General features: G+C 67.6%; 14 protein-coding genes. 4 read left to right on the top strand and 10 right to left on the bottom strand.

The window, feature by feature from the left end; all coding sequences use genetic code 11:
* Positions 1–31 precede the first annotated feature (31 nt).
* A complete protein-coding gene (locus tag AC5Y4D_RS12385; protein ID WP_500037279.1) occupies positions 32–1,399 on the top strand; it encodes an HNH endonuclease signature motif containing protein in 1,368 nt (455 codons plus the stop codon).
* A 46-nt stretch (positions 1,400–1,445) separates the two neighbouring features.
* Positions 1,446–3,173, top strand: a complete 1,728-nt coding sequence (locus tag AC5Y4D_RS12390) for an alpha/beta fold hydrolase (protein ID WP_500037280.1) — start codon at positions 1,446–1,448, stop codon at positions 3,171–3,173.
* Here AC5Y4D_RS12390 and AC5Y4D_RS12395 read toward each other — a convergent pair.
* The 4 genes from AC5Y4D_RS12395 to AC5Y4D_RS12410 all read right to left on the bottom strand — a co-directional run bounded on the left by AC5Y4D_RS12395 (position 3,170) and on the right by AC5Y4D_RS12410 (position 7,242).
* A complete protein-coding gene (locus AC5Y4D_RS12395; protein WP_500037281.1) occupies positions 3,170–4,246 on the bottom strand; it encodes a PDR/VanB family oxidoreductase in 1,077 nt (358 codons plus the stop codon). The two genes, AC5Y4D_RS12390 and AC5Y4D_RS12395, sit on opposite strands and share 4 nt — an antisense overlap.
* Positions 4,247–4,248: 2 nt before the next feature.
* The gene (locus tag AC5Y4D_RS12400; protein ID WP_500037282.1) at positions 4,249–5,787 is read right to left on the bottom strand and encodes an alpha/beta fold hydrolase; all 1,539 of its coding nucleotides are present in this window, start codon (positions 5,785–5,787) and stop codon (positions 4,249–4,251) included.
* A 3-nt stretch (positions 5,788–5,790) separates the two neighbouring features.
* Entirely contained in the window at positions 5,791–6,708 is a 918-nt protein-coding gene (locus tag AC5Y4D_RS12405; RefSeq protein WP_500037283.1) for a metal-dependent hydrolase, read from the bottom strand.
* A gap of 72 nt (positions 6,709–6,780) precedes the next feature.
* Complete coding sequence (locus tag AC5Y4D_RS12410; RefSeq protein ID WP_500037284.1) at positions 6,781–7,242, bottom strand: SRPBCC family protein; 462 nt, start codon at positions 7,240–7,242, stop codon at positions 6,781–6,783.
* 83 nt (positions 7,243–7,325) lie between these two features.
* On the opposite strand from AC5Y4D_RS12410, the gene ald reads away from it, so the two are divergent.
* Positions 7,326–8,450: an alanine dehydrogenase gene (gene ald, locus AC5Y4D_RS12415; RefSeq protein WP_500037285.1), complete on the top strand. Its 1,125-nt coding sequence runs from the start codon at positions 7,326–7,328 to the stop codon at positions 8,448–8,450.
* On the opposite strand, the gene AC5Y4D_RS12420 is transcribed toward ald, so the two are convergent.
* From AC5Y4D_RS12420 to AC5Y4D_RS12445, 6 genes are all read right to left on the bottom strand, one after another.
* Positions 8,447–9,475, bottom strand: a complete 1,029-nt coding sequence (locus AC5Y4D_RS12420; protein ID WP_500037286.1) for a nitronate monooxygenase — start codon at positions 9,473–9,475, stop codon at positions 8,447–8,449. The two genes, ald and AC5Y4D_RS12420, sit on opposite strands and share 4 nt — an antisense overlap.
* 4 nt (positions 9,476–9,479) lie before the next feature.
* Positions 9,480–10,793, bottom strand: a complete 1,314-nt coding sequence (locus tag AC5Y4D_RS12425) for a M16 family metallopeptidase (RefSeq protein WP_499942257.1) — start codon at positions 10,791–10,793, stop codon at positions 9,480–9,482.
* Positions 10,771–13,029, bottom strand: coding sequence for a polyribonucleotide nucleotidyltransferase (locus AC5Y4D_RS12430; RefSeq protein WP_500037287.1), 2,259 nt, complete (start codon positions 13,027–13,029; stop codon positions 10,771–10,773). Before AC5Y4D_RS12430 ends, AC5Y4D_RS12425 begins: the two co-directional genes overlap by 23 nt.
* A gap of 310 nt (positions 13,030–13,339) precedes the next feature.
* Positions 13,340–13,864 carry an LppU family putative lipoprotein gene (gene lppU, locus AC5Y4D_RS12435; RefSeq protein WP_500037288.1) on the bottom strand — a complete coding sequence of 175 codons (525 nt, stop codon included), beginning with the start codon at positions 13,862–13,864 and terminating at the stop codon, positions 13,340–13,342.
* 11 nt (positions 13,865–13,875) lie between these two features.
* Positions 13,876–14,145: a 30S ribosomal protein S15 gene (gene rpsO, locus AC5Y4D_RS12440; RefSeq protein WP_499942381.1), complete on the bottom strand. Its 270-nt coding sequence runs from the start codon at positions 14,143–14,145 to the stop codon at positions 13,876–13,878.
* A 214-nt stretch (positions 14,146–14,359) separates the two neighbouring features.
* The gene (locus tag AC5Y4D_RS12445) at positions 14,360–15,328 is read right to left on the bottom strand and encodes a bifunctional riboflavin kinase/FAD synthetase (RefSeq protein WP_500037289.1); all 969 of its coding nucleotides are present in this window, start codon (positions 15,326–15,328) and stop codon (positions 14,360–14,362) included.
* A 94-nt stretch (positions 15,329–15,422) separates the two neighbouring features.
* Between AC5Y4D_RS12445 and mntR the strand changes: the two genes are divergently transcribed.
* Complete coding sequence (gene mntR, locus AC5Y4D_RS12450) at positions 15,423–16,115, top strand: manganese-binding transcriptional regulator MntR (protein ID WP_499942250.1); 693 nt, start codon at positions 15,423–15,425, stop codon at positions 16,113–16,115.
* The last annotated feature ends 3 nt before the right edge of the window (positions 16,116–16,118 follow it).

The raw sequence follows: 16,118 nt of genomic DNA on the forward strand, positions 1-16,118 counted from the left end.
TCTTGTCGGTGGCCGGCGATATCATTCGAACATGTTTTCGATCACGGATGCGGAGGTGGCGGCCCGCCTCGACGCCCTAGACGCCGCCGTGGCCGACCTCGCCGACCTGCCCACCGCCGCCGATCCCAGCGTGCGGGTGCGCGCCCTGGACCGCCTGGAAACAGCCCGTCGCCACCAAGCGGTGATCAGTCACGACATCATCCACACCCTGGCCGCAGAACAACCCGCCGACATCGGCGGCCCCGTGCACCAGATCGTGGCCGACTGGTGTCGCATCAGCTTCACCGAGGCACGCCGCCGCATCCGCGATGCGGCCCAATTGGCCCCCCGGCTGACGCTCACCGGCCAGACACTGCCACCCGAACTCCCCGCCACCGCCCGCCAATGGCGCCAGGGCATGCTCGACGCTCAGCACTTGCGCGTCCTACAAACCTTCATCCGAGACCTGCCGCAGGAGCTGCCCGTCGCCCTGGTCGAACAGGCCGAGAATTTCCTGGCTGATCAAGCCACTCAGCTACGCCCCGACCAACTCGAGAAAGCCGCCCAGCGCACCGCGCTCTACCTCAACCCCGACGGCAAATTCTCCGACGCCGACCGCGCCCGCAAACGCAGCTTCACCTGGGGCAAACAACGCCCCGACGGCATGAGCCAAGCCACCCTGATCGCCACCCCCGAACTGCGCGCAATGATCGATGCCTGGCTGGCCAAATACGCCGCCCCGGGAATGTGCCACCCCGACGACGAAAACCCTGCCGTCAACGGCGAACCCTCTGATGAGGCCGCCGCCCGAGACACCCGCACCTACGGCCAACGCCAACACGACGCGCTCACCCAACTGATCCGCGGCCGACTCGGCGACCCCGCCCTGGGCCACCACAACGGCCTGCCCGTGACCGTCGTGGTCTCCACCACCCTGCAAGAACTCACCACCGCCACCGGCCACGGTGTCACCGCCGCCGGCACCCTGATCCCCATGCGCGACCTCATCAAAATGGCCAGCCAGGCCTACCACTACCTGACCATCTACGATCAACACTCCAACCGGCCCCTCTACCTCGGCCGCGCCCGCCGCACCGCGTCCGCCGACCAACGCCTCTTCCTCTACAACAACGAACGCGGCTGCACCTACCCTGGCTGCGACGTACCGGCCGACAAATGCGAAGTCCACCACCTCCACGACTGGGCCAAAGGCGGACACACCGACATCGACAAACTCACCCTGGCCTGCCCCGCCAACCACAAACTCATCGGAAAAGGCTGGACGACAACCAAACTCCCCAACGGCCGCACCGCCTGGCACCCACCCCGCATTTTCGACCGCGGCGGTCCCCGCACCAACTATTTCCATCACCCCGAACGCCTCTTAGACGACAACGACGACGAGCGCGCAGGACCCTAGTTCTAGTCTTAGATGGTCAAACTGCCGCGCGACCGGAGGTGCTTACGTGAGATCCAGCGACATCCGGATCCGCGAAGCCAGACCGAAGGATTTCGCCAGGGTCGCGGCGATGCATTATCCGGTGTGGCGGCAATCCTGGAACGGCATTGTGGCGACACATGTCCTGGACATGCTCGGCACGCCGAAGACATGGGTGGACATCCAATACCCGACGACTCTGAAGCGCGGCGGCTGGAGCATGTGGTTGGCCGAGTCGCGCGGCAGGCTGGTGGGGATGGCGCTGTTCGGACCGGATCTGTCCAATCCCGAGCACATCCAGCTCGATGCCCTCTACATCGCGGAACAAGAGCAACGGCATGGCGTCGGGAAGCTGCTGCTGGACAGAGCGCTGCAGGAATACCCGGACAACGACATGATCCTGTGGTGCGCCGACAAGAACCAGAAGGCGCGCGATTTCTACGAGAAGCAGGGATTCGAACTCGATGGTCGCACCTTCGTGTGGAAGCCGCTGCCAGGCGTGACCGTGCCTCATGTCGGCTACCGGCTGTTCCGTTCGGAACCCGAACCGGCCGTGGTCGAAGCTGCAACGGCGGCTCCGATCACCTCACTGCTCATGACAGCGAGTGCGCCCGTCGACACGCGGATCCAGCCTTACCCAGTAAATGTCCCCGAAGCCCAGCTCGACGACCTGCGTCAGCGCCTGACCATGGCGCGCTGGCCGGCCGAAATCGCCGGTGCAGGTTGGGATTACGGCACCGAACAGGCGTTCCTGAAGAACGTGATCGACCACTGGCTGCACCGCTACGATTGGCGACGTACCGAGGCCGAGATCAACGCGGCGGGTTCCTTCGTCACCGAGGTGGCCGGGCAGCGCGTGCACTTTCTGCACGCCAAGTCCGAGCACCCGCAAGCCATTCCGCTGGCTATCACACACGGCTGGCCCGGCTCCATCGTGGAGTTCCTCGACGCACTGCCTTTGCTGCGCAAGCGCTTTCACGTGGTGGTGGTGTCGATGCCCGGCTACGGGTTCTCCGGTCCCACTGGCGAACCGGGAGTCGACGTCGCGCGCGTCGCCGCGGCCGTAGCCGACGTGATGGCCCAGCTCGGCTACGAACGCTACGTCGCCCAGGGCGGCGATTGGGGAGCGCTGGTCACCCGCTACCTGGGTGAGCACTACCCGGCGAATGTGGCGGCGATCCACACCAACATGCTGTTCGCCCCGCCCGACCAGAACGACCCGCAGCTGTTGGCGGACGTCTCCGAAGCCGAACTCGCCGCGATCGCTGCCAGCTTCGAGCGGACCAAGGACGGCACCGCGTACCTGGAAGTGCAGTCCACGCGGCCACATTCGCTGGGCTTCGGTCTGGACGACTCGCCGTTGGGACTGGCGGGCTGGATACTCGAGAAGTTCCACGCCTGGTGCGACATCAGGGAAGGCATGCCGATCAGCACCGACCGACTGATCGACAACCTGATGCTGTATTGGCTCACCGGCACCGCGACCTCGGCAGCGCGGCTGTACTGCGAATCAAGACGGGCGGGCACCGGTGCGCTCGACGAATGGACCGGTCGCGTCGACGTTCCCACCGGGTACGCCGTCTACCCGGGCGAGCTGCTGCAGACGCCGCGGGCCTGGGCCGCCGCGCGATACAACCTGGTGCACTACTCGGTTCAAGACCGCGGCGGGCACTTCGCCGCTTTCGAACAACCCGCCCTGTTCGCCGCCGATCTGACCAGGTTCGCCGACGTCCTGACGGAACGGAACGTCTTCTAGACGTCGACGACGACCCGGTCGCCATCGGACCGCGAGACGCAGACCAGCATCTCGTCGTCGCCCTCGGCGGCGCGGCCGCGCCGATCGACTTGTCCGGCAAGCACTTTGACCTTGCAGGTGCCACAGAAACCCTGTCGGCACGAGTAGGCGGTGGTGGGGTCGCGGTCGAGCAGCACGTCGAGCGCCGAACGATTCGCCGGGATGCGCAGCACTTCCCGAGATCGGCCGAGTTCCAGCTCGAACGGCGTGCCGTCGACGATCGGCGGCGGACTGAACCGTTCGTAGTGCAGCGGAGCATCGGCGTATTCGTCGCGTGCCGTTCGGACCGCTTCGAGCATGGCGGCCGGACCGCACACGTACACCGCCGTCGTCGGCCCGGCTCCGGCCAGCAGGTCTTCGACCGGCGCAAAGCCGCCACGCTCGTCGTCGGCCCATATCGTGACGCGCTCCGGAGCCACCGCCACCACTTCGTCCAGCAACGGCATATAGTCCCGACTGCGACCGGTATAGATTGCGCGCCAGTCAATTCCGCGCTGCGCGGCGACGCGCATCATCGGCAGGATGGGAGTGACGCCGATGCCGCCGATCACGAACAGCACATTCCGCTCCGACGTTCCGAGGTAGAACGCGTTGCGGGGGCCTTCGAATACCAAGGTGTCGCCCACGTCGAAGGCGTCGTGCATCTCGATCGACCCACCGCCGCCGTCGGCAATGCGGCGCACGGCGATCCGGTAGTCGGTGCGCCGCCCGGGCGGGCCGCACAGCGAGTACTGCCGACGCCGGCCCGACGGCAACTGGACGTCGATGTGCCCGCCCGGCGTCCAGGACGGCAGCAGTCCCCCGTCCGGGTCAACCAACGTCAACGCGAGCACGTCCGGCGCCACGAGTTCGCGTCCGACGACCTTCGCCTCGTGGGTGCGCCGCACCGGCGCCACCCGCGCCGGTGTCCACCGCGACGTCGCGGACATCCCGCCCATCACGGTGCGCAGTCCCCACAGCACCGTCAGGAACCGGTCCCGGTCCCGACGGCCGTACAGGTCGGCGGGTCTGCTCGTCCAAATGCTTTCCGGCACAATCACATCCCTACGTCTGATGCGCGTCTCTGCCGGATCGCCGATGAGCTGAGTCGCCGCATGGCATGCGCGACCCCCGATGTCCAGCCACCGGTTCGGACGGACTTGACGATCGCTCTGGCGGTGCGATGAGCGGCATCCTCGGTGACATGGGCGTCGACCGAGCGCGGGTACACGGCGGTGACCGCGATGCCCTCACCGGCAAGACCGGAGCGCATGGACTTGCTGAGTTCTGCCGCGCCGGACGGCGACGCCGCGGCCGGCGAGACGTTGACGATGGCGCCGCCTTCACCTCGTTCGGCCATCTGGTCACCGAAGGTCCCCGAGAGAACGAGCGCCGCGCCGTCAGCAGCGTTGTTCACCAGGATGTCGACCACTCCGTGCTCGCTAAGCACCTCGGCGGCAAGGCGATCGATCGCGCCTTCGTCGGTGCCGTCGACCTGGTAGACCGCCGCCTCGGCGCATGCGGCGCGGACGGCATCCGCGGTTTCGTTGGCAGCGGCCAGATCTCGATCGACGATCAGCACCGCACGGGCGCCGTTGCGCGCCAACTCAATCGCGGTAGCGCGCCCGATGCCCACACCGGCACCGGTGACCAGCGCCAGTTTGCCCCGTACCTCCCGTGGGCCGCCGCGGATCACAGAGGCTGCTGAAGGGGCGGTCCCACCCGTCACCTGGTCGACCCATTCGGCGGTCAGCCGGGCGACGACGTCGGGCCGTGACGTCACCACCCAATGCCCGCCTTGAATCGGAATAACCCTGCCGCACAACGGAACCGCGCCGATGAACCGCTGCAGGGCGGGTGAGATGAACATGTCCTTGCCCGGCACCAGCACCTGGACCGGGACGCGGATTGGTGGCAACTCGCCTGGCGACGCCAGCGGGCCGGGCAGGTTCTCGCGGTAGAGGTTCAGCCCGTTGACGTAGTCACCGATCGACCGTGGCGCCTTGACGCTCCGGCTGTTGACGCTGGTGCGGCCGATACGTTCGGTGGCCTCGACGACTTTGACGCCCACCCGCGAGCGGAAGGCCAACTCCGGGACACCCGGACACAGCAGGAATCCCAGGTACCCCGACGACATCACCTGCCTGGCGACCTCGGCCGCAGCGCGCGGGGTGCGCGCCGACCGCAGGAACTTGCCCGCGTACTGCAGGTGCGGACCCGAGATCGATGTGAAGGAGGCGATCTTGGGCGCCACTTCGCCGTCGCTGACCGCGGCCCAGCCCTGCACAGATCCCCAGTCGTGCGCCAGCAGGTGCACCCGTTCGACACCGAGGCTGTCGATCACCGATGCCACGTCGGACACCAGTTGTTCCAGCCGGTATCCGGAGTTGCTTGCCGGACAACCTGATTCACCGGCGCCCCGGACGTCGTAGGCGGCCACGTTGTAGCGCTTCGCCAGGATTTCGGCCGCGCCGTCCCAGATCCGATGGTTGTCCGGGTAGCCGTGAATGGCCAGGATGGTCGGGCGCTCGGAGGCGAATTCGTTGTATCGGTGGACCGCCAGGGCGACGCCGTCCGACGCAGCGATGGTGGTCATGGATCAGTGCGACGCGCGGGCAGCGGGCGAGACCGCGAGGTAGTCGACGGCCCGCTCCAGCCCGCCCAACTCCGACGGGTGAAAGCCCGGCCGGTAGTAGGAGCCCACCACCCGCATGAGCCGAAGAGGTCCGGGCGCCAGTCCACGGCGCGCCGCGCTGAGGTAATCGCGCCACCGCGCCTTGGTGCACGGCGGGACGCACGGGTCCAACGAGAACATGAAGCGCACGCCGCGGATCCACAACAACAGCAGCACCGGCGCGACCACCAACTGGGCGCGTACCTGCCGCCAATACCCCGCGCGCAGATGCTTCATCGTGTCGAACGCCACGGCCTTGTGCTCGACTTCCTCGGCGCCGTGCCAGCGCAGCATGTCCAGCATCACCGGGTCCGAACCGGCCGCATCGAGCGCCGGCGAGTCCAGTACCCACTCGCCCAGGACGGCCGTGTAATGCTCGACCGCCGCAATCATCGCGACCTGCTCCAGCAGCCAGGCGTGCTGCCGACGTCGGCTGCGATACGGCTTCTCGCCGAGCAGTTTCTCGAACAGCCACCTGATCTGGTTGGTGAACGGCGTGAGGTCGATGCCCTGTGCATCGAAATGAGCAAGCACTCCGGAATGCGCCTGCGAGTGCATGGCTTCCTGGCCGATGAATCCCTGTACGTCCAGACGCAGTTGGTCGTCCTGGATCAGCGGCAGCGTCTTCTTGAACACGTCGACGAAGAACTCCTCGCCGGCGGGCAACAGCAGATGCAGGACGTTGAGCACGTGGGTGGCCATCGGCTCATTCGGGACGTAGTGAAACGGCAAACCGGACCAGTCGAACTCGACGTTGCGGGCTTCCAGGACCAGACGCTCATAGTCGGCGGCGCCCGATACCGTCGAGTGCGGGCCGACCGCCCGGTCGTCGACTGTGCTCATCAAGGCCCCCTCGCCGCGCCGTCCTACCCGGCGAGTCTATCGAAATGGGCCGGGTATGCGATACCCGCGGTACTACGTTTCTTCGGCTCGCCGCTTGAGGCGCTGCAGTGTCAGCTCGATGTTCTTGGCGTTCTCCGCGTCGCGGTCGGCGACACCGGTGGCCAGGCCGGCGAGCTTGCGGAACCAGCCCGGCCGCCGGTCCCAGGTGCTCTCGGTGACCCGGCAGCCCCCATTGGTCGCGACGAGGTCGTACTGCCAGCGGGCGATCGGAAGGACGGTGTGCCGCACCTCGAAGGCGAACGCGCGGCCGGGTTCGGCCTCGGTGACGGTGCACTTGGTGCGCCAGCGCTTGCCGCTGTTCTCGTTGTGCCCGACGAACACCGCGCCCTCGCGGACCGACTCGCCCTTGCGCAACTCCATCTGCGCGACCTCCTCGGCCAGCGACGCCAGTGTCGGCAGGTCGGTGATCAGTCCGTACACGACATCGGGTGGGGCGTCGATCTGCACGGTGGCGGTGGCCGAAGGTGTAGTCATCGGCTGATCATAATTGGCGGGTGCCACGGAGATTCGGAGACAATCGAGGAGTCAACTACACGCGGGCTCGGCAGGAGGCGATCATGCGAGTCGGAATCCCGACCGAGACCAAGAACAACGAATTCCGGGTCGCCATCACCCCGGCGGGCGTCGCCGCGTTGACCCAGCACGGCCACGAAGTACTGATCCAGGCCGGCGCCGGCGAGGGTTCAGCCATTGCCGACGAGAAGTTCAAGGCGGCCGGCGCCCAACTCACCGATACCGCCGAACAGGTCTGGGCGGAGGCGGATCTGGTGCTCAAGGTCAAGGAACCGCTGCCGGCCGAGTACGGCTATCTACGCTCGGGGCAGACCCTGTTCACCTATCTGCACCTGGCCGCGTCGCGCTCCTGCACCGACGCGCTGCTGACCTCCGGCGCCACCTCCATCGCCTACGAAACCGTCCAGACCGCCGACGGCGCACTGCCGTTGCTGGCGCCGATGAGCGAGGTCGCCGGACGACTCTCGGCTCAGGTCGGCGCGTACCACCTGATGCGCACCGAAGGTGGGCGCGGTGCCCTGATGGGCGGGGTGCCCGGCGTCAAACCCGCTGATGTCGTCGTGATCGGCGGTGGTACAGCGGGATACAACGCGGCCCGGGTCGCCGGCGGCATGGGCGCGTCGGTCATGGTCCTGGACGTCAACCTCGGCAAGCTCCGTTTGCTCGACGCGGAGTTCGCCGGGCGCATCGGCACCCGTTACTCGTCGACCTATGAATTGGTGGGTGCGGTCAAACGCGCCGACCTGGTGATCGGCGCGGTGCTGGTGCCGGGTGCCAAAGCTCCCAGCCTGATCTCGAATTCGCTTGTCGCACAAATGAAACCCGGCGCCGTGCTGGTGGACATCTCCATCGACCAGGGCGGTTGTTTCGAGGATTCGCGACCGACCACCCACGACGAGCCCACGTTCGCCGTGCACGAGACGTTGTTCTACTGCGTGGCCAACATGCCCAGCGCGGTCCCGAAGACGTCGACCTATGCACTGACGAACGCGACCATGCCGTATGTGCTCAAGCTCGCCGACCTGGGCTGGCAGCGCGCGTGCCGATCGGATCCCGCTCTGGCCAAAGGTCTTTCGACGCATGCCGGCGCGCTGCTGGCCGACCATGTGGCCGAAGACCTGGGCCTGCCGTTCACCGACCCAGCCGGCGTGCTGACCGGAAACGGCTAGCGGATGTAGGGCGCCAAGGCGGTAACGATGTCGGCGGCCGGCCCTGGCTGCACTTCCTTGTAGGCTTCGCCCGCCCACAGGTTGGTGCCGTGCGGATCCTCTTCCTGAATCGCGGCCGCCCGGATCGGCTTGGTCATCTGGTTGACCTCGGGATAGCCCAGCGGGGCCACGTGGTCGAGCAACCGGGTGAAGTTGTTCGCCAGCCCACGCGCGTACCGGCCGGAGAACGCCCGGGTGACCACGGTCGCGTCGAACAACGGATTCTTCAGTGCGACACGGTAAGCCGGGTGGGTGCCCGCTTCGTCGGACAGCAACAGCGCGGTGCCCACCTGCGCCGCCACCGCCCCCCGGCGCAGCGCGGTCGCGATGTCTTCGACGGTGCCCAAGCCGCCGGCCGCGATGAGCGGAACATCGTGCATGCTGCCGATCCGCTCGAGCAGCTGGTGCAATGACTCGTTGCCCGGCTCCATGTCCGGTGCGAACGTGCCGCGGTGCCCGCCCGCTGCGGGCCCCTGCACCACCAGATTGTCGGCACCGGCCGCGACGGCGACACCGGCCTCGTAGACCGAGGTCACCGTGATCGACACCAGCAGTCCCAGCGCGCTCAACCGACGGATGACGTCCGGCGGAGGCGCGCCGAAGGTGAACGACACCATCTCCGGACGGACGTCGGCGAGTACCTCGAGCTTGGCCTCCCAGTCGTCGTCGTCACCGTAGACCGGCCGGCCGACGTCGACGTGGTAGTGATCGGCAACCTCTTCGAGGTCTTCTGCGTAGTACTCCAGGGCATTCCAGTCGGCGACGCTGGGTTGGGGCACGAACAGGTTGGCCCCGATCGGACCGGTGGTCGCGGCGCGCGCCGCGGCGATATCGGCGGCGAACTGATCGGCACTGAGATAGCCGCCGGCGACGAAGCCGAGGCCGCCGGCGTTGGATACCGCCGCGGCCAGCGCCGGAGTACCCGGGCCGCCCGCCATCGGCGCACCGACGATAGGCGCGGCGATGTCCCAGAAACCCAGTACCATCGAGTTAACTTATCATTGCTCGAAGTTGTTGCGGCAGCGACCGTTTCGACTTGTACGGACCGAGGACGGCGGCCCCGAACGGTTTGCTCAACACCCGCTTGGCCACGGCGTTGACCTCGTCGAGGGTGACCCGGTCGATCTGGCGCAGCGTGTGCTCGATGCTGCGGTGCGCGCCGTAGTTCAGTTCGCTGCGGCCGATCCGGCTCATCCGTGAACCGGAATCCTCCAGTCCCAGCACCAGCCCGCCTCGCAGCGAGCCCTTGGCGATCCGGCATTCGTCCTCGGTGATTCCTTCGCGTGCAACCGATTCCAGTACCGTGCCGGTCACCTTCAGCACGTCGGCGAACCGCTCCGGGAGGCAGGCCGCGTACACCGACAGCGCCCCGCTGTCGGCGAACAGGTCCAGCGCCGAGTAGACCGAGTAGGCCAGCCCGCGGGCCTCGCGCACCTCTTGGAACAGCCGCGACGACAGACCGCCGCCGAGCGCGGTGTGCAGCACGGACAGCGCCCAGCGGTGCTCCCAGCCGCGACCGGGGGTCCGCACGCCCAGCGAGATGTGCGTCTGCTCGGCGTCACGGCTGCCCAGCATCAGACCGGGTGCACCGTTCACCCGTCCCGCTCCCTTGCGCGGCGCCACCGGCTTACGGCCGCGGACCAGGCGCGCCCCGAAGTGCCGGCGCACCAACCCGACGACCTCGTCGTGGTCGACGTTGCCGGCCACCGCCACCACCATCCGCTCCGGCGTGTAGCGCCGCTGGTGAAACGAATGCAGTTGCGAGCGGGTCATCGCCGACACCGATTGCGCGCTGCCGATCACCGGCCGGCCCACCGGATGGTCGCCGAACAAAGCCGTCATGAACATGTCGGCCAGCGCGTCCTCGGGGTCGTCGTCGCGCATCGCGATCTCCTCGAGCACGACGTCGCGTTCGAGTTCGACGTCGTCGACGGCACACCGGCCGTTGAGCACCACGTCGGCCACCAGGTCGACGGCCAGCGTCAGGTCGCTGTCCAGGACATGCGCGTAATAGCAGGTGTGCTCTTTGGAAGTGAACGCATTGAGCTCACCGCCGACGGCGTCCATCGCCTGCGCGATGTCCACCGCGGTGCGGGTCGGGGTCGACTTGAACAGCAGGTGTTCCAGGAAGTGCGCGGCGCCGGCCACCGTGGTGCCCTCGTCGCGCGATCCGACCCCGACCCAGACGCCGACGGACGCCGACCGCACCGCCGGCAGGTATTCGGTGACGACCCGAAGACCGCCCGGCAGTGTGGTCCGGCGTACTGCCGTGCGGTCCGGGTCAGCTGCTGACCGGCGCGGCATCTGCCGGGGCGGCGGTCTCTGCTGCGGCCTCTTCGTCAACGAGCACCAGCGAGATCTTGCCCCGCTTGTCGATGTCGGCGATCTCCACGCGCAGCTTGTCGCCGACGTTGACCACGTCCTCGACCTTCGCGATGCGCTTGCCCCGGCCCAGCTTCGAGATGTGGACCAGGCCGTCGCGGCCCGGGAGCAGCGACACGAACGCACCGAAATCGGTTGTCTTGACCACGGTTCCGAGGAACCGCTCGCCCACGGTCGGCAGCTGCGGGTTGGCGATCGCGTTGATCCGGTCGATCGCGGCCTGCGCGGACGGGCCGTCGGTGGCGCCGACGAACACCGTGCCGTCGTCCTCGATGGAGATCTGCGCGCCGGTCTCCTCGGTGATCGCGTTGATGACCTTGCCCTTGGGTCCGATGACCTCGCCGATCTTGTCCACCGGGACCTTGATCGTGGTGACTCGCGGCGCGAACGGGCTCATCTCGTCGGGGCCGTCGATGGCTTCGGCCATCACCTCGAGAATGGTCAGTCGCGCGTCTTTGGCCTGGGCCAGCGCACCCGCCAGCACCTGTGACGGGATCCCGTCCAGCTTGGTGTCCAGCTGCAGCGCGGTGACGAAGTCCTTGGTGCCGGCGCACTTGAAGTCCATGTCGCCGAACGCGTCCTCGGCGCCCAGGATGTCGGTCAGGGTGACAAAACGACGTTCGGTCTCCCCGCCGTCAACTTCAATATCGTCGGAGACGAGGCCCATCGCGATCCCGGCGACCGGCGCCTTCAGCGGCACACCGGCGTTGAGCAGCGCCAGCGTGGACGCACACACCGAGCCCATCGACGTCGAGCCGTTGGAGCCCAGAGCTTCGGACACCTGCCGGATGGCGTACGGGAATTCCTCGACGCTGGGCAGCACCGGCATCAGCGCCCGCTCGGCCAGCGCGCCGTGCCCGATCTCACGCCGCTTGGGCGAGCCGACCCGGCCGGTCTCGCCGGTGGAGAACGGCGGGAAGTTGTAGTGGTGCATGTAGCGCTTGGAGGTCTCGGGTCCGAGCGAGTCGATCTGCTGGGCCATCTTGACCATGTCCAACGTGGTGACCCCGAGGATCTGGGTCTCACCGCGCTCGAACAGCGCGCTGCCATGTGCCCGCGGCACCACCGCGACCTCGGCGGACAGCGCGCGGATGTCGGTGATCCCGCGGCCGTCGATGCGGAAGTGGTCGGTCAGGATGCGCTGGCGGACCAGCTTCTTGGTCAGCGACCGGAACGCGGCGCTGACTTCCTTCTCGCGGCCTTCGTAGGTACCGGCCAGGCGCTCGAGGACCTCGGCCTTGAGCTCGTCGGTGCGCTGGTCGCGCTCGGCTTTGCCGCCGATGGTCAGCGCCTTGGTCAGCTCGTCGGTGGCCACCGAGGCCACCGAGTAATAGACGTCTTCCTCGTAGGGCGGGAAGACCGGGTAGTCGTTGGTCGGTTTTGCCGCCGCGTCGGCCAGCTCCTGCTGGGCGGTGCACAGCGCGGCGATGAACGGCTTGGCCGCTTCCAGGCCCTCGGCGACGATCGTCTCGGTCGGCGCCTGCGCTCCGCCCTCGACCAGCTCGATGACCTTCTCGGTGGCCTCGGCCTCGACCATCATGATCGCGACATCGGGACCATCGGAGCCCTCGACTTTGCGACCCGCCACCACCATGTCGAACACCGCCCGCTCGAGTTGCTCGACGGTCGGGAAGGCGACCCAGGTGCCGTCGATCAGGGCCACCCGCACGCCGCCGACCGGGCCGGAGAACGGCAGCCCACCCAACTGGGTCGACGCCGACGCCGCGTTGATCGCCAGCACGTCGTACAGGTCATTGGGGTCCAGGCTCAGGATCGTCACCACGACCTGGATCTCGTTGCGCAGACCGTCGACGAACGACGGGCGCAACGGCCGGTCGATAAGCCGGCAGGTCAGGATGGCGTCGGTGGACGGCCGGCCCTCGCGGCGGAAGAACGAGCCGGGGATGCGGCCGGCGGCATACATCCGCTCCTCGACGTCCACCGTCAGCGGGAAGAAGTCGAAGTGCTCCTTGGGGTTCTTGCTGGCGGTCGTCGCCGACAGCAGCATGTTGTCTTCGTCGAGATAGGCGACCACCGCGCCGGCGGCCTGCTGGGCCAGCCGGCCCGTCTCGAAACGGATGGTGCGGGTGCCGAAGCTCCCGTTGTCGATGGTGGCGGTCGTTTCGAACACGCCTTCTTCAATTTCAGTCGCAGACATACGTCTGTGCGGCCTCTCTGGTCATTCGCTGTTTCGCGTACGTCACGCGGAAACCCAGAGGGCGGTCACCAACCTGGATGCGGCTACGGCCGTCGATCGAAGCGGCCGACCTTTCCCAGATCCGGGGAGCCCGGCAGCCACTACCGAAGACCGCCCGATTCAGGCAGCTCCCTTGATACGCAGTGACCCGCTGGAACGGCACACGCGGGTCTGCGTGAACCGCACCGAGGTGCTTGGGCCGATCCGGCCCAGAACGCACTCACTCTACACCGGCTAACTCGTCATATCGGCAGGACGACCCCTACAGCCTCTAGTTTCCGGGTCCGGCGGTGACGTTCTCCACGCACACCGCGAACCTCCGCTGGGCATAGGTGTAACCCAGACCGCTCGCACACTGGTCGACGCCGGCCGGCGGGTCGAGGTCTCTGAGGATCTGGGTGGCGCGCTGCCGGTGCGGCGCGGCGGTGTCGCTGCACTCGACCCGGACCGGGTCGGTGGTGTGCTGCGGGTCAACGCTCATACATCCGCCGATCACCCAGTCGATGTCCAGGCACAGGGTGTTGTCGGCGCCGCTGACCGAGTTGTGCACCGAGTAGGACGAGTCGACGTCGGCGGGGCACTTGACGTCACCGCTGACGAGCGCGGCGACTTTGAAGTTGGATTCCCGGCTGCCACACACCGCTTTCGTCGCTTGCGGGCGGTCGGCCGTACCGCCGAGCTTCAGACAGTCCCCCACTTTGACGTCGGCGAGGTCGGGCCCACCGGGCCGTGCCGAACATCCCGTCAATGCGCCGGCGACCAGAGCCAGAACAACCCCGGTGAAGGCGGCGCGCACGGCGCCACGCGTCAGCGGCGCAGACCCAGCCGTTCGATCAGCGAACGGTAACGCTCGACGTCGACCTGGGTGAGGTACTTGACCAGCCGCTTGCGCCGGCCGACCAGCAGCAACAGGCCGCGCCGCGAGTGGTGGTCGTGCTTGTGCACCTTCAGGTGCTCAGTCAGATCCGCGATCCGCCGGGTCAGCAGCGCGATCTGGGCTTCCGGCGATCCGGTGTCGGTCTCGTGCAGCCCGTAGGACTTCAGAATTTCTTTTTTCTGCTCGGCGGTAAGCGCCACGAAGACATCTCCATCAATAGGTCCGCGATCAAAATCGAGGGCGCGGCCACCGCGAACCGCAGCGCACGCCGTCGGGCAGTCTAACAGCGGCGGGCCGCCACCATCTAACCCGTGGCGGTCGCAAGCGCGGCGAAGCCGGGCGCGGCGGGCCGCCACCATCTAACCCGTGGCGGTCGCAAGCGCGGCGAAGCCGGGCGCGGCGGGCCGCCACCGACTAACCCAGCAGTTTGCGGGTGCGTTTAGTGTCCTTGCCGATCTCGACGACCAGATCGTCGACCGAGTCGAACTTCTTCTGCCCGCGGATGCGCGCGACGAAGTCCAGCGCGACGTGCTGGCCGTACAGGTCGGCTTCGGTGTCCAGGACGAAGGCCTCCACCGTGCGGGTACGCCCGGAGAAGGTCGGGTTGGTGCCTACCGACACCGCCGCCTCGTACCGCTCGCCAGGCACGACGGTGCCGGTGGCCGGTCCGTGCCCGAGCACGGTGAACCAGGCCGCGTAGACGCCGTCGGCCGGGATCGCCGAATACATCGGCGGCGCCACATTGGCGGTGGGATACCCCAGCTCGAGCCCGCGCCCGTAACCCCGCACCACGACACCCTCCACCCGATGCGGCCTACCCAGGGCCTCGGCGGCCGCCACCACGTCGCCGGCGTCCACGCAGGACCGGATGTAGGTCGAGGAGAACGTCACGTTCTCGTTGCTGTGGTGCTCGGACAGCAGCGACACCGACTCCACCGCGAAACCGAACCGCTCGCCGGCCCGGCGCAGCGTGTCGACGTTGCCGGCCGCCTTCTTGCCGAACGTGAAGTTCTCCCCCACGACCACTTCCACCACATGCAAGTTCTCCACGAGGAGTTCGTGCACGTAGCGGTCCGGCGTGAGCTTCATGAAATCGGTGGTGAACGGCATCACCAGGAAGACGTCGATGCCCAACTCTTCGACGAGTTCGGCGCGGCGGGTGAGTGTCGTGAGCTGCGCCGGATGGCTACCGGGGTAGACCACCTCCATCGGGTGCGGGTCGAAGGTCATCAGCACCGACGGCACGCCGCGGGCGCGGGCTGCCTTGACCGCGTGCGCGATCAACTCGGCGTGCCCGCGATGCACACCGTCGAAAACCCCTATGGTCAGCACGCATCTGCCCCAGTCCGTGGGGATCTCGTCCTGGCCGCGCCACCGCTGCACGACCGCAAGCCTACGGCGTCGACGAAGGCGCTCCGATAACGCCGAGACACCAAATCAGGCGAGCTCGGATCCCGCGGGCCTAAACTTTCTTGCTGTGAGGGCTGACGAGGAGCCGGGCGGGCTCACCGCGGTTGCCCAGGACTATCTCAAAGTCATCTGGACGGTCCAGGAGTGGTCGCGAGAGAAGGTCAGCACCAAGCTGCTGGCGGAAAAGATCGGGGTATCCGCCAGCACCGCGTCGGAATCCATCCGCAAGCTCGCCGAGCAGGGCCTGGTCGACCACGCGAAGTACGGTGCGGTGACGCTGACGGCGTCCGGCCGGCGTGCGGCGCTGGCGATGGTGCGCCGGCACCGGCTGCTGGAAACGTTCCTGGTCGACGAGCTCGGCTACGGCTGGGACGAGGTGCACGACGAAGCTGAGGTGCTCGAGCACGCGGTGTCGGATCGGCTCATGGCCCGCATCGACGCCAAGCTCGGCTTCCCCCGTCGCGATCCGCACGGTGACCCGATCCCCGCGCCCGACGGTCAGGTTCCGACGCCGCCGGCCCGGCAACTGTGGGCCTGCGACGACGGTGAGACCGGGACGGTGGCCCGCATCTCCGACGCGGACCCGGAGATGCTGCGTTACTTCGACAGTGTGGGGATCAGCCTGGACTCGCAGCTGCGGGTGCTGACCCGGCGCGAGTTCGCCGGGATGATCTCGATTGCTATCGAAGCCGACGACGGCGCGGCGACCACGGTGGAGTTGGGCAGTCCGGCGGCGCGGGCGATCTGGGTGGTGGCCTGAGCC

This window comes from Mycobacterium sp. NGS67 (assembly GCF_059812185.1).

Bases quoted from the DNA above. Each gene is read 5' to 3' on its own strand.
- AC5Y4D_RS12410 (WP_500037284.1), bottom strand. From the start codon at position 7,242: ATGACTACACCTTCGGCCACCGCCACCGTGCAGATCGACGCCCCACCC.
- AC5Y4D_RS12420 (WP_500037286.1), bottom strand. From the start codon at position 9,475: ATGGTACTGGGTTTCTGGGACATCGCCGCGCCTATCGTCGGTGCGCCG.
- ald (WP_500037285.1), top strand. From the start codon at position 7,326: ATGCGAGTCGGAATCCCGACCGAGACCAAGAACAACGAATTCCGGGTC.
- AC5Y4D_RS12430 (WP_500037287.1), bottom strand. From the start codon at position 13,029: ATGTCTGCGACTGAAATTGAAGAAGGCGTGTTCGAAACGACCGCCACC.
- AC5Y4D_RS12405 (WP_500037283.1), bottom strand. From the start codon at position 6,708: ATGAGCACAGTCGACGACCGGGCGGTCGGCCCGCACTCGACGGTATCG.
- AC5Y4D_RS12425 (WP_499942257.1), bottom strand. From the start codon at position 10,793: ATGCCGCGCCGGTCAGCAGCTGACCCGGACCGCACGGCAGTACGCCGG.
- AC5Y4D_RS12400 (WP_500037282.1), bottom strand. From the start codon at position 5,787: ATGACCACCATCGCTGCGTCGGACGGCGTCGCCCTGGCGGTCCACCGA.
- AC5Y4D_RS12385 (WP_500037279.1), top strand. From the start codon at position 32: ATGTTTTCGATCACGGATGCGGAGGTGGCGGCCCGCCTCGACGCCCTA.